General features: G+C 71.8%; 14 protein-coding genes and 1 pseudogene. 9 read left to right on the top strand and 6 right to left on the bottom strand.

Annotated elements, in window-relative coordinates; translation table 11 throughout:
- Nucleotides 1-30: 30 nt before the first annotated feature.
- The 3 genes from ABEA87_RS17565 to ABEA87_RS17555 are packed head-to-tail and all read right to left on the bottom strand — an operon-like array spanning nucleotide 31 to nucleotide 3,171.
- A complete protein-coding gene (locus ABEA87_RS17565; RefSeq protein ID WP_345631040.1) occupies nucleotides 31-843 on the bottom strand; it encodes an SDR family NAD(P)-dependent oxidoreductase in 813 nt (270 codons plus the stop codon).
- A 19-nt stretch (nucleotides 844-862) separates the two neighbouring features.
- Nucleotides 863-1,840: an alpha/beta fold hydrolase gene (locus ABEA87_RS17560; RefSeq protein ID WP_345630833.1), complete on the bottom strand. Its 978-nt coding sequence runs from the start codon at nucleotides 1,838-1,840 to the stop codon at nucleotides 863-865.
- The gene (locus ABEA87_RS17555) at nucleotides 1,837-3,171 is read right to left on the bottom strand and encodes a cytochrome P450 (RefSeq protein WP_345630831.1); all 1,335 of its coding nucleotides are present in this window, start codon (nucleotides 3,169-3,171) and stop codon (nucleotides 1,837-1,839) included. Before ABEA87_RS17555 ends, ABEA87_RS17560 begins: the two co-directional genes overlap by 4 nt.
- A gap of 155 nt (nucleotides 3,172-3,326) precedes the next feature.
- Here ABEA87_RS17555 and ABEA87_RS17550 point away from each other — a divergent pair, with 155 nt between their 5' ends.
- Nucleotides 3,327-3,977 (top strand): TetR/AcrR family transcriptional regulator, encoded by a 651-nt coding sequence (locus tag ABEA87_RS17550; protein WP_345630829.1) that lies wholly within the window; start codon nucleotides 3,327-3,329, stop codon nucleotides 3,975-3,977.
- Between the two features lie 147 nt (nucleotides 3,978-4,124).
- On the top strand, nucleotides 4,125-4,823 hold the full coding sequence (locus tag ABEA87_RS17545) for an HAD family hydrolase (RefSeq protein ID WP_345630828.1): 699 nt from the start codon (nucleotides 4,125-4,127) through the stop codon (nucleotides 4,821-4,823).
- Between the two features lie 62 nt (nucleotides 4,824-4,885).
- On the opposite strand, the gene ABEA87_RS17540 is transcribed toward ABEA87_RS17545, so the two are convergent.
- On the bottom strand, nucleotides 4,886-5,521 hold the full coding sequence (locus tag ABEA87_RS17540) for a TetR/AcrR family transcriptional regulator (RefSeq protein ID WP_345630826.1): 636 nt from the start codon (nucleotides 5,519-5,521) through the stop codon (nucleotides 4,886-4,888).
- Nucleotides 5,522-5,625: 104 nt separating this feature from the next.
- On the opposite strand from ABEA87_RS17540, the gene ABEA87_RS17535 reads away from it, so the two are divergent.
- From ABEA87_RS17535 to ABEA87_RS17520, 4 genes are all read left to right on the top strand, one after another.
- The gene (locus tag ABEA87_RS17535) at nucleotides 5,626-6,816 is read left to right on the top strand and encodes a cytochrome P450 (RefSeq protein WP_345630824.1); all 1,191 of its coding nucleotides are present in this window, start codon (nucleotides 5,626-5,628) and stop codon (nucleotides 6,814-6,816) included.
- Between the two features lie 8 nt (nucleotides 6,817-6,824).
- The gene (locus tag ABEA87_RS17530) at nucleotides 6,825-7,022 is read left to right on the top strand and encodes a ferredoxin (protein ID WP_345630822.1); all 198 of its coding nucleotides are present in this window, start codon (nucleotides 6,825-6,827) and stop codon (nucleotides 7,020-7,022) included.
- A 219-nt stretch (nucleotides 7,023-7,241) separates the two neighbouring features.
- A complete protein-coding gene (locus ABEA87_RS17525; protein ID WP_345630820.1) occupies nucleotides 7,242-7,877 on the top strand; it encodes an SRPBCC family protein in 636 nt (211 codons plus the stop codon).
- A complete protein-coding gene (locus ABEA87_RS17520) occupies nucleotides 7,874-9,046 on the top strand; it encodes a zinc-dependent alcohol dehydrogenase (RefSeq protein ID WP_345630818.1) in 1,173 nt (390 codons plus the stop codon). Before ABEA87_RS17525 ends, ABEA87_RS17520 begins: the two co-directional genes overlap by 4 nt.
- Nucleotides 9,047-9,058: 12 nt before the next feature.
- Here the strand turns inward: ABEA87_RS17520 and ABEA87_RS17515 are convergent, their stop codons facing one another.
- Both ABEA87_RS17515 and ABEA87_RS17510 read right to left on the bottom strand, forming a co-directional pair.
- Nucleotides 9,059-9,667: a glycogen debranching N-terminal domain-containing protein gene (locus ABEA87_RS17515; protein ID WP_345630816.1), complete on the bottom strand. Its 609-nt coding sequence runs from the start codon at nucleotides 9,665-9,667 to the stop codon at nucleotides 9,059-9,061.
- A gap of 147 nt (nucleotides 9,668-9,814) precedes the next feature.
- The gene (locus ABEA87_RS17510; RefSeq protein ID WP_345630815.1) at nucleotides 9,815-10,204 is read right to left on the bottom strand and encodes a winged helix-turn-helix transcriptional regulator; all 390 of its coding nucleotides are present in this window, start codon (nucleotides 10,202-10,204) and stop codon (nucleotides 9,815-9,817) included.
- A 117-nt stretch (nucleotides 10,205-10,321) separates the two neighbouring features.
- Here ABEA87_RS17510 and ABEA87_RS17505 point away from each other — a divergent pair, with 117 nt between their 5' ends.
- From ABEA87_RS17505 to ABEA87_RS17495, 3 genes and pseudogenes are all read left to right on the top strand, one after another.
- The gene (locus ABEA87_RS17505; RefSeq protein ID WP_345630813.1) at nucleotides 10,322-11,143 is read left to right on the top strand and encodes an NAD(P)H-binding protein; all 822 of its coding nucleotides are present in this window, start codon (nucleotides 10,322-10,324) and stop codon (nucleotides 11,141-11,143) included.
- Nucleotides 11,140-11,532, top strand: coding sequence for a pyridoxamine 5'-phosphate oxidase family protein (locus tag ABEA87_RS17500; protein WP_345630811.1), 393 nt, complete (start codon nucleotides 11,140-11,142; stop codon nucleotides 11,530-11,532). Before ABEA87_RS17505 ends, ABEA87_RS17500 begins: the two co-directional genes overlap by 4 nt.
- A 28-nt stretch (nucleotides 11,533-11,560) precedes the next feature.
- Nucleotides 11,561-12,427, top strand: a pseudogene (locus tag ABEA87_RS17495) (haloalkane dehalogenase); the annotation flags it as partial.
- Nucleotide 12,428 lies beyond the last annotated feature (1 nt).

The raw sequence follows: 12,428 nt of genomic DNA, 5'->3' as shown, positions 1-12,428 counted from the left end.
TGTCCGCGTCGACGGGTTCTGTCGGGGTGTTCACACGGCCTCCCCACGACGGGCGCCGAGCGTCGAGCGCAGGCGCGCGATGACCGAGTAGTAGTGGGTGGGCGCCACCCGGGTCAACGCGTCGAACAGGTACGCGTCCGGGCCGACCAGGATGCGGGCCTTGCCGGCCTCGACCCCGCGATGGATGATCATCGCCGCCTTGTCGGGGGAGGTCAGGGTGATGGCCTCGAACTGCGCGGCCATCTGCTCCCTCGTCCGGCCGAGGCCCAGCGGATCCTTGCGCATCCGGGCGTTGCGGGCGATGTTCGTGGTGACACCGCCCGGGTGCACGGTGACCGCGCGCACCCCGGTGCCGCGTAGCTCCTGGCGCAGCGCCTCGGTGAAGCCGCGTACCGCGAACTTCGCGGCACAGTAGGCGCTCTGGTACGGCATGCCCGCGAGCCCGAACACGCTGGACGTGTTCACGATGACGCCGTCGTCCTGCTCGACCAGGATCGGCAGGAACGCCCGGGTGCCGTTGACCACGCCCTTGAAATTGATGTCGTGCAGCCAGTCGTCGTCCTCGGGCACCGCGTCCAGCACGCTGGAGGTCACCGCCACACCGGCGTTGTTGAACACCGCCGCCAGCGGCGCCGGCAGCCACGCGCGTACCTCGGCGGCGAACCGCACCTGGTCGGCCGCGTCCCGCACGTCGAGCACCCGGGACAGCACCCGACCGGACAGCGACGCCGCGGTCTTGGCCAGCCCGTCCTCGTCGATGTCGGCGATGGCCACCGGTGAGCCCAGCGCGGACAGCCGCCGGGCGAGGCCGCGGCCGATACCCGAGGCGGCACCGGTGATCATCACCGGGCGGCCGGTGATGCTAGGACGCGCTCGGCGCATCGGCGCTCCCCGTCAGTCTGGCCCGCCCACCCCGACGGTGGGCGGGCGTGTCGATCCCGCCACGTTGGGCGGGCGTGTCGATCCCGCCACGGTGGGCATGTGTGTCGATGAAGTCCAGCAGCGTCGGCCAGGCGCCGCGCGGCAGGTCGTGGCCCAGGCCGGGGATGGTCACGAGTTGGGCGCCGGGGATCGCCCGCGCGGTGGCCTCCCCGCCGGACGGGTGGACCATCCGGTCCCGGTCGCCGTGGACGACCAGGGTGGGCGCGGTGATCGCGCGCAGCGCCGCGGTCCGGTCGCCGGAGCGGAAGATCGCGGCGAGCTGGCGGGCCACCCCGGCGCGCGAGGGGTCCCGGTCGTAGGCCAGGCCGGCCAGCTCGCGCACCTCCGCCTCGTCGAAGGCGAACCCGCGCGAGCCGATGTGCCGGAACATCCGGATGGCGTGGTCGATGCTGCCCTGCCGGGTCGCCGGCGGCCGGGCGGCCATCAGCCGCCAGGTGGACAGCGCCGGCCGCCCGGCGCGGCGCGATCCGGTCATCGACATCATCGAGGTGAGGGTACGCACCCGGTGCGGCCACCGCGCGGCGACCAGCTGCGCGATCATGCCACCCATCGAGATGCCCACCACGTGGGCGTCGAGGTAGCCCAGCGCGTCGAGCAGCCCGACGGTGTCGGTCGCCAGGTCGGTGAGGTCGTACTGCTCCGCCGGCCAGCGCCGGGCGATCGCCGCGGCGACGCTGGGCGGCCGGAAGGTCGCGTGGGTCGACCTGCCGGCGTCGCGGTTGTCGAAGCGCACGATCCGGTAGCCCCGCCCGGCGAGCAGCTCGCAGAACTCGGTCGGCCAGCTGTGCAGCTGCTGGCCGAGCCCGGCCACCAGGATCATGGGCTCGGCGTCGGGCTCACCGATCTGCTCGTAGGCCAGCGAGATGCCGCGCCCGACGTCAACCACCTGCTCGGTCATGCGCTCTCCGTTGTCGGGTTCGAGGCCGGGGCGGCCGTTGTCCGGCGGCGCACCACGGCCAGGCCGCCGCCGGCCGGGGCGACCGCTATCCCGCGCGATTGCCGGCGCTCCCCGGGCTCGTCCGTCGGCAGCAGCGTGAGGTCGCGCAGCAGGGTGCGCAGCACCACGTCCATCTCCATGGTCGCGAAGGCCGCGCCGAGGCAGCGCCGGGTGCCCCCGCCGAACGGGATCCACTCGTAAAGGTCCGGCTTGGCGTCGAGGAACCGGTGCGGGTCGAACGCCTGCGGGTTCGGGAAGACCGACTCGTCCTCGTGGGTGAGCGCGATGCCGACGAGGACCACGCAGCCCCGGGGCAGCGTCCAGCGGCCCAGCTGGAAACTGTCCGCCCGCACCTGCCGCCCGACCGTCTCGATGACCGGGCGGGTGCGCTGCACCTCGACGATCGCCGCCTGGCGCAGCGCGCCGCCGCCCTCGTCCACCTCCGCCACCAGGTCGCGCAGTACGTCCGGGTGGCGGCGTAGTCGCTCGATGGCCCAGGCCAGCGTCGTGGCGGTGGTCTCGTGCCCGGCGGACAGCAGGGTGAGTAGCTGGTCGGCGATCTCGCCCCGGCCCATCGGCGAGCCGTCGTCGTAGCGGCTCTGCAGCAGCATGGCGAGGATGTCATCGCGCCCGTCCAGGTTCGGGCCCTGATGGCTCTTGGTCAGCAGCCGGTCGATGATCGCGTCGTATCGCCCGCGGAGAATCCGGAACCGGCCCCATGGGCTCCACCGGCCCAGGTCCACGGCGGGAACCGGCAGCGCGGCCAGCCAGGAGCCGAGCGTGACCAGCCGGGGCAGCAACTCGCGCAGCTCCGCGAGCTCGGTGCCCTGGGCACCGAACACGGCACGCAGGATGACGTTGAGGGTGATGCGGCGCATCGACGGCATCGTGGGAAACGGCAGGTCTTGCGGCCAGGTCGCCAGCTCGCGCACGGTCTCGTCCTCGACGATCCGCTCGTACGCGGCCAGCCGCCGGCCGTGGAACGGCGGAACCAGCAGCTTGCGCTGCCGGCGGTGATCCGGCCCGTACTGCGCGAACAGAGAGTCCCGCCCCAGCACCCGGCCGAGGTTGCGTTCGAGGTTGTCGACGACGTCCGGGCCGGTCTGGAACAGCTGCTTGATCTCGGCCGGGTCGCTGATGACCACCGTCCGGCCGAAGTAGGGCAGGTTGATGGTGAAGGCGTCGCCGTAGCGGCGCCGCAGACGTGGCATGCCGCGCCCCATGATGGTCAGCCGCACGGCCTGCACGGCGCGGGGGCTGGTCGGCCCCGGAGGAAGGGTCATCGTGGCCATGGGCCGCCGCCTCCTCGGCTGGTACGGTCGCGTACCAGCCGACGGTACGCCGCAGTACCATCGCGTTCAAGGCCCGGAGGGCGGAGGCGAAACGGTGTCCATCGCGACGACTGGTCCATCGTGACGACGGTGTCCATCGCGACGACTGGTCCATCGTGACGACTGGGTCCCGGGCGACCGCGGGCCGCCAGCGCCCCGCCGACCGCGCCGGAACGGCGGCCGACGATCCCGGTGCCTTCCGCCAGCGACTGCTCGACGGCCTCGCCGCGTCGATCGCGGCCGACGGCTACCGGGCCACCACGGTGGCGGACATCGTGCGCCGGGCGCGCACCTCGCGGCGCACCTTCTACGAGCACTTCGCTGGCCGGGACGCGTGCCTGATCGCGCTGCTGTCCGACGCCAACGCGGAGGTGGTGCGGCACATCTCCGCCTCCGTCGACCCGGCCGCGCCCTGGGCCACCCAAGTGCGCCAGGCGGTGGAGGCCTGGATCAGAGGCGCCCAGTCGGCGCCCGCCATCACCCTGGCCTGGATCCGCGACCTGCCCTCGCTCGGCCAGGCGGCCCGGGACCTGCAGCGCGAGGTGATGGAGTCCTTCGTCACGATGGTGCAGACCCTGTGCGACACCGACGAGTGGCGCTCGCACGGGGTCGGCCCGGTGCCCCGGCAACTGGCCGTCATGCTGCTCGGCGGGCTGCGCGAGCTGATCGCGACGACGGTCGAGGACGGCGGCGAGGTCGGCGACATCACCGAGGTGGCGGTGCGGGCCTCGATCGCGGTGCTCGGACCGCCCGCACCGGCGGCCTGAGGCCGATCGCCGGCAACCTCCCGTTGTTCTTCGACATTCGACCAGGACCAGCGAGGAGAACAGCACTGACCCTCACGCCCCACCGCATCCCCGGCCTGCGCCTGGACGTGCGGGACGGCCCGAACCCTGCCTTGGTACCGTCTGCCCGTGACTTCCAGCGCGTCCGCCAGAACGTTGATTTTCGACGCCGACGACACCCTGTGGGAGAACAACGTTCTCTTCGAACGGGTCATCGACGACTTCCTGCGCTGGATGGCGCACCCCACGCGCGACCTCACCGAGATGCGCGCGGTGCTCGACGAGATCGAGGCGGCCAACGCCGTCACGCACGGCTACGGCGCGAAGGTGTTGCTGCGCAGCCTGCACGACTGCTTCGAGCGGCTCTCCGAACGCCCGGCCGATCCCGCCGAGCGCACCGCCATCAACGAGTTGGCCGGTGCGTTGAGCCGCAACGAGGTCGAGCTGATCCGGGATGTCTCCACCACGCTCGAGATCCTGGCGGATCGGTACCAGTTGATGCTGCTGACCAAGGGAGACAAGGAAGAGCAGCAGCGCAAGCTCGACGCGTCCAAGCTGGGCCGCCACTTCGAGCACATTCACATAGTCCCGGAGAAGAACGTCGACACCTACCTGGCGCTCATCGACCGGCATGGCCTGCGGACCGAACTCACCTGGATGATCGGCAACTCGCCCCGTTCCGACATCCGCCCGGCCCGTGCCGCCGGCCTGAACGCGGTGTTCATCCCGCACGAGCACACCTGGGTGCTCGAGCAGGACGACATCGACGCGACGGACGATCGCGTGCTGGTCCTGACCGGCTTCGCCGAACTGCTGGAGCACTTCTGAGGCGCCTTCGGAGCAGTCCTGAGGCGTCCGCGGGTCGGCCACGCCCGGCGGTGAGGCCGAAATCAGTCGCCGAGATCCCGGATGGTCACCGGGCGGCCGGGTAGCGGGCTGCCCGGGTCGGCGCGCAGGCCGTCGAGGATGACCACGAGCGCGCGCTCCGCGATCAGCTCCGCCGTGGCGTCGCTGTCGGCGGGCACCCGTCGCAGCAGCAGCGACACGAGCGCGGCCACATCGCCCGGGCCCACGTCGTCACGCAGCACGCCCTCGGCCTGGGCGGCGCGCACGAGGTCGTCCAGCGCGGCCATGATGCCGTCGCGCAGTTGCCGGATCTGCGGGTCGTCGCGCATCGCCGCCCAGGCCGAGGGGGACAGCACCGCGAGGCGCACGCTGAGCCGCAGGTCGCGCGAGCGGCGCATGAGGCGGACCAGGGCGTCCCACGCCGTGGGCTCCTCGGCGGTCGCCGCGCGGGCGTCGTCGAGCACCGCGCCGAAGTTCTCCTGGGCCACCGCGCGGATCAGCGCCTCGCGATCGGGGAAGCGCCGGTACAGCGTCCCGACGCCGACCCCGGCTCGGCGGGCGATCTCCTCCATCGGCACGTCGGGGCCGAGTTCGGCGAAGACCTCCTTGGCCGCCGCCATGATCTGGTCACGGTTCCGGCGCGCGTCGGCCCGCAGCCGAGTTCCCGCTTCCGCCGTCATGATGTGATTCTCCCACTCCACTGATGTGGACGAGAACCTTCCGGTTGCGATACCGTCGAGAAATCCGGAGGGATTTCGTCCGCATGCCAGATTGAGGTGGAACTGTGGCGACTTCGGCGTTTCCCGTCACCCGTACCTGCCCGTACGCGCCACCGGCCGAGCACGTCCGGCTGCGCGAAGAGGAGCCGGTAGCCCGCGTGACCCTGCCCAGCGGCGCCTCGGTGTGGGCGGTGAGCCGGCTCGAGGACGTTCGCACGATGCTGAACGATCCCCGGTTCAGCTCCGACCGCCAGCACCCGGGCTTCCCCCAGTTCTTCTCCGGGCGCCCGCAGGCCGCCATGCCCGGGCGCATGCTGCTCGGGATGGATCCGCCGGAGCACGGCGAGGCCAGACGCGCGGTGGTCGGCGAGTTCACGGTCAAGCGGATGAACGCGCTCGGCCCGCGCATCCAGCAGATCGTCGACCAGCACCTCGACGCCATGCTCGCCGGGCCGCGCCCGGCCGACCTGGTCCAGGCGCTGTCCCTGCCGGTGCCGTCGCTGGTGATCTGTGAACTGCTCGGCGTGCCCTACGCCGATCACGAGTTCTTCCAGCGCAACTCCGGCATGCTGCTGCGCCGCACCACGCCGCCGGAACAGCGCAGGGAGGCGGTGGGCGCCCTGCGCTCGTACATCCGGGAGCTGCTCGTGCAGAAGGAGCGCGACCCCGGGGACGACCTGTTCAGCCGGCAGCTCGCGCAGTCCGGCGACCGGGATGACCTGGTGAACCTGGGCTTCCTGCTGCTGCTGGCGGGGCACGAGACCACGGCGAACATGATTTCGCTGGGCGTGATGACCCTGCTCGAGAATCCCGCGCAACTGGCGGCGCTGCGCGCGGATCCGGAGGTCACGCCCCGCGCCGTCGAGGAGTTGCTGCGGTACTTCACCATCGCCGAGTTCGCGGTGTCCCGGGTCGCCATCCAGGACGTGGAGATCGGCGGGGTGCTCATCCGCGCCGGCGAGGGCGTCATCGCGCTCGGCAACACCGCCAACCGCGACCCGGCGGCCTTCGAGGACGGCGACCGGCTGGACTTCGACCGCGGCGCGCGGCACCACGTCGCGTTCGGCTTCGGGCCGCACCAGTGCCTGGGCCAGAACCTGGCCCGCCTGGAGCTGCAGATCGTCTTCGATACACTGTTCCGCCGGGTGCCGGGGCTGCGGCTGGCGGCGAGCGTCGATGAGCTGCCGTTCAAGGACGACGCCGCCATCTACGGCCTGTATGAACTCCCCGTCACCTGGGACACCGTCGAGGGATAGGGGGCGTCATGCGTGTGGTCGCGGATACCAGTCGGTGCGTGGGGGCCGGCCAGTGCGTGCTGACCGACCCGACGACATTCGACCAGGACGAGCAGGACGGCACCGTCGTGCTCCTGCGCGACGAGCCGTTGGATTCGGAGGTTTCGGCGCGGGTGCGGGAGGCGGTGGACATCTGCCCGAGCCAGGCACTGTCCCTTGTGGAGTGAGGCAGTCCTTGTGAAGTGAGGCAGCCGCCCCATCCGCCGTCACGTAACCGGCCGGCCGCCTCCGGATGAGGGGGCGGCCGGCCGGTTACGTTCGGGGGCCGGCGGAGCGCGAGTGGCGCGGGAATTACGGGGTACGGCCACCGTCGACCCGGCTCGCCGCGCGAAGCCGGCCAACGAGGGCGGGGCCGCGAAACGATGGGCAGAAACGACGGTGGGGCGGTGGGCCGGCTCATCCGACCGTTGGGGGTCGCCAGCCTGGGGCTGGGGGCGGTCGCCGCGCTCGGCGTGATCCGGGCCCGGGGCCGGCGGCGCGAGGCGCTGCGGGTACGGGCCTCGGTGACCGTGGACCGGGCGCCGGAGGAGGCGTACCGGTTCTGGCGCGACCTGGAGAACCTGCCCAGCTTCATGTACCACCTCGAGTCGGTGCGGGCGACCGGGCAGGGCGGCTCGCACTGGACCGCGAGGGCTCCCGGCCGCCGCAGCGTCGAGTGGGACGCCGAGTTGGTCGAGGACCGGCCGCGGCAACTGATCGCGTGGCGCAGCGTGGACGGCGCGGACGTCAAGAACTCGGGCCAGGTCAGCTTCGCGCCGGCCCCGGGGGGACGCGGCACCGAGGTCCGGGTCGAGCTGGACTTCTCGCCGCCGGCGGGACGGCTCGGCGCGGCGGTGGCCAAGCTGTTCGGTGAGCACCCGTACCAGCAGGCCCGCGACGATCTGCGACGGTTCAAGCAGGTCATCGAGACCGGCGAGGTGACCCGGTCGGACGCGAGCCCGGACGGCTTGAACGCCCGCCGGCAGCTGGCGCAGCGACCCGGCAGGCCGCGACAGGGAACCGGCCGGAGGGAAGTCCGATGAAGGCCAACTGCTGGATGGGGCGCAACTCCGTCGAGATCCGGGAGGTGCCCGACCCGCGGATCCTCAACGACCGGGACGCCATCGTCAAGGTCACGTCGACCAGCATCTGCGGATCGGACCTGCACCTCTACAACGGGTACGTGCCGACGATGAGGCGCGGAGACGTCCTCGGTCACGAGTTCATGGGCGAGGTGGTCGAGGTCGGTCCGGCGGTGGACAACCTGAGGGCCGGCGATCGGGTGGTGGTGCCGTTCCCCATCGCCTGCGGGAACTGCAGCGCGTGCGCGCACGGGATGTACTCGGTCTGCGAGAACTCCAACCCCAATGCCCTGATCGCCGAGAAGATCATGGGTCACTCGCCGGCCGGGATCTACGGGTACTCGCACATGCTGGGCGGCTACGCCGGCGGCCAGGCGCAGTACGTCCGGGTGCCGTTCGCGGATGTGGGGCCGCTGAAGGTGGACGACGACCTGCCCGACGAGAAGCTGCTGTTCCTGTCCGACATCCTCCCGACCGGCTTCATGGGCGCCGAGCTGTGCGAGATCAGGCCGGGTGACGTGATCGCGGTCTGGGGCGCCGGGCCGGTGGGACAGTTCGCCATCGCCAGCGCGTACCTGCTCGGCGCCGAACGGGTCATCGCGATCGACCGGTACCCGTACCGGCTGCGGATGGCCCGGGACAAGGCCGGCGCGGAGATCCTCAACTACGAACAGACCGATGTGCTGGACGCGTTGCGGGAGCTGACCGCGGGGCGTGGGCCGGACGCGTGCATCGACGCGGTCGGCTCGGAGGCGCACCACTCGGTCGGCCCGCTCAACGCCTACGACCGGGTGAAGCAGGCCACCCGGCTGGAGACGGACCGCCCGCACGCGTTGCGGGAGGCCATCCTGGCCTGCCGCAGCGGCGGCATCGTATCGGTCATCGGCGCGTACCTCGGGTTCATCGACAAGTTTCCGATGGGTACGGTGATGAACCGGTCGCTGACCATCCGCAGTGGACAGTGCCACGTGCAGCGGTACCTGCGCCCGCTCTACGAACGCATCCGCAAAGGCGACATCGACCCGAGCTTCGTGGTGACCCACCGGATGAGCCTGGACGAGGCGCCGCGCGGATTCGAGCTGCACAAGCACAAGCGCGAGGAGCTCACCAAGGTGGTGCTGCGCCCCTGACCCGCGCTCGCCTCACCGCCTTGCGGCGGAGGCCGTGCCGTCGGCCAGGGACACGAGTAGCTCCACCGACCAGTCTCGCCGCGGTTCGAGGTGGACGCGGAAGGTGAGCCCGTTCTGGTCGAGTTCGGCCGGCGCGCTCGCGCTGATCGCCGTCTGGCGGTGGGAGCCGTCGCCGTCGAGGCCGAGGATGAGGGTATCGCGCTCGATTCTGCGGTACGCGATGCCGTGGTGCGCCGGTGCGCCGCCGGCCTCGGACCGTACGGCGAAGTCGGCGTCCGCGTCCACGCGGACCGTCACCTCCACGGGTGTGTCGCCCTGATGGGAGAGCAGCACCGTCTCGCGCAGCCCCTGGGAGAGCGTGCGGTTGCGGGTGACCCGCAGCCTGCTGCCGCCCGCCGCCTCCTCGGGCACCAGCAGGAATTCGGCCTCGAAGTAGCGCGGGACGTCGTTGGACAGCAGGGTGGGGCGCTGGCCGTCGATGCTCAGCACCCATCTGGACAGGAACCGGGTATCGGCCTCGAAAAGCCCCAGCGGCTCCGTGCCGGTGGTCTCGATGTCGCCGCGGGCATCGCTGACCACGGACGTCGTCGCGTTGACCACCTCGACCGGTGGCTGTCCCACTGCCCTCGCCCCCTTTAAGTCGGCCGCCGCCCCTGGCTCGGGTAGCCCCGGCCTTGCGGAGATCAGACCAGCCCAGCATCACACGCGCCGCGACGCGCGGGCATCACTCCCAGCGGGTGATGTATGGGATTCTGGCGATCCCCGCGCCTACCGCGAGGGCCTGGCGTCGTAGTCGCGGCGGGCCTGGTCCACCCTGTCGAGGTTGGTGGTGGCCCACTGGGAGAGGCTCGCGAACAGCGGGGCGAGGCTGCGGCCGAGGTCGCTGATCTCGTACTCCACCCGGGGCGGCACCTCGGGGTGGTAGGTGCGCACGACCAGCCCGTCGCGTTCGAGCTGGCGTAGCCGCTGGGTCAGGACCTTCGGCGTGATCGAGGAGATCGACCGCTCCAGTTCGACGAACCGCTGCCGGCCGAACTCGTTGAGGGCCCACAGGATCGGGGTGGTCCAGCGGCTGAACACGATGTCCACCACCGGGGCGATCGGGCAGGCCTGCTCCGGGTCGACCGGCCCGTGCTTCTCGACCTGAGTCGCCGCCATGTGGTGTCCTTCCGGGTAGTCACTTTCCTGTAGGTACCTACTATACCCAGGGTGTTAGCTTCGTCGGGCCGCCGCCGGGCGGCGCGCCGGGATCCGGCGCTCCATCGAAGGAGTTTGATGATGATTGTGGTGATGGGGGCGGCCGGAAACGTGGGCCGACCGCTGGTCGATGCCCTGGTGGCGGCCGGCGAGACGGTGACCGCCGTGGGGCGTAGGCCGATCGACGGACTGCCGGAGGGCGTCGTCAGCCGGGCCGCCGATCTGGCCGATCCGCAGACGCTGCGGCCGGTGCTCGACGGCGCCGACGCGCTGTTCCTGCTCGTGGCGGGCGACGACGCGCACGGCATCCTCGACGCCGCCAAGGCCGGCGGGGTGCGGCGGGTGGTGCTGCTGTCCACGCAGGGCGCCGGTACGCGGCCGGAGTCCTACCGCCACGCGGGCGCGTTCGAGGAGGCGGTCACCGGGTCGGAGCTGGCCTGGACGGTACTTCGGCCGGGCGGGTTCGACTCCAACGCGTACGCCTGGGCGCCGGGGGTGCGGGCACAGCGCACGGTGGCCGCACCGTTCGGCGACGTCGGGCTGCCGTCCATCGACCCGGCCGACATCGCCGACGTCGCGGCCGTAGCCCTGTGCGGCGAGGGCCACGCGGGCCGGGTGTACGAGCTGACCGGGCCGGCGCTGACCACGCCCCGGCAGCGGGCCGAGGCGATCGGGGTCGCGCTCGGTGAGCCGGTCCGGTTCGTCGAACAGTCCCGCGACGAGGCCCGCGCACAGATGCTGCGGTTCATGCCGGAGCCCGTGGTCGAGGGCACCCTGGCCATCCTCGGCGAGCCGACCGATGCCGAGCAGCGGATCAGCCCGGACGTCGAGCGGGTCCTCGGCTGCGCCCCGCGCAGCTTCGCCGACTGGCTGGGGCGCCACGTCGACGCCTTCCGGTGAGGCCGCCGCTGCCACCCGGGGTCGAGGCGTTCCTGGCCGAGCCCCGTCTCGCCACGCTGACCACGCTGCGACCGGACGGCTCACCTCACGTGGTGGCCGTCCGGTTCACCTGGGACCGCGTGGGGCAACTGGCCCGGGTCCTGACGGTGGCCTCGTCGCGCAAGGCCCGCAACGTGCTGGCCCGCCCGGGCGGCCGGGTGGCGTTGTGCCAGGCGGTCGGGTTCCGCTGGGTCACGCTGGAGGGTGGGGCCACGATATCGGGAGCGCCGGAGCGGGTGTACGAGGCCGCCCGCCGGTACGCCGCCCGCTACGGGGCGCCACCCCCGGAACCGCCCGGCCGGATAGCCATCGAGATCTCGGTGGACCGCGCGATGAGCCTCAACATCTGACCACAGACCATCACACCATTCAACGGAGACCGCGATGCCCATCCGGCACGTACTCGATTCGACGATGTTCCACCGGGAGGTCGGTGCCGGTGCGCCGATCGTCTTCCTGCACGGCAACCCCACCTCCTCCCACCTCTGGCGGCGGGTGCTGCCGGCGGTCGGCGATCCCGGTCGGCGGCTCGCGCCGGATCTGATCGGGATGGGGGAGTCGGGCAAGCCGGGCATCTCCTACACGTTCGACGACCACGCGCGGTACCTCGACGCCTGGTTCGACTCCCTCGGCCTCGACCGGGTGGTTCTGGTCGGGCACGACTGGGGCGGGGCGCTGGCCTTCGACTGGGCGGCCCGCCACCCCGAACGGGTCCGCGCCGTCGCCTTCACCGAGACCATCCTGAAGCCGATGACCTGGGAGGAGTTTCCCGAGGGCGCGCATGCCCTGTTCCGGGCGATCAAGACTCCCGGCGTGGGCGAGAAGATGATGCTGGACGACAACGCGTTTATCGAACTGCTGCCCGCCACCGTGGTTCGGCAGTTGGACGAGGCGGACCTCGACGCCTACCGCCGGCCGTACCCGGACCGGGGCAGCCGCCTGCCGCTGTTGCGGTGGGCGAGGGCGATGCCGCTGGACGGTGAGCCGGCCGACGTCGTCGCCCGGATCGAACGCTACGACCGGTGGCTGGCGGAAAGCCCCGACGTGCCCAAGCTCCTGCTCACCTTCGAGCCCGGGCCGGGCAGCATGATGACCCCGGAGCAGCTCGACTGGTGTGTGACCACCATCGCCGGTCTGGAGGTCGAGAAGTTCGGGGTGCCCGCCGGCCACCACGCGCCCGAGGACGAGCCGGAGGCGGTAGCCTCGGCCATCTCCGCCTGGTTGGACCGGCACGGCCTGCGCTGAG

It is taken from the genome of Rugosimonospora acidiphila (genome assembly GCF_039543385.1).
Taxonomy (GTDB): domain Bacteria; phylum Actinomycetota; class Actinomycetes; order Mycobacteriales; family Micromonosporaceae; genus Rugosimonospora; species Rugosimonospora acidiphila.
Note: the sequence above shows the minus strand (reverse complement) of the source record. Positions and strands in the feature narration are given on the sequence as shown.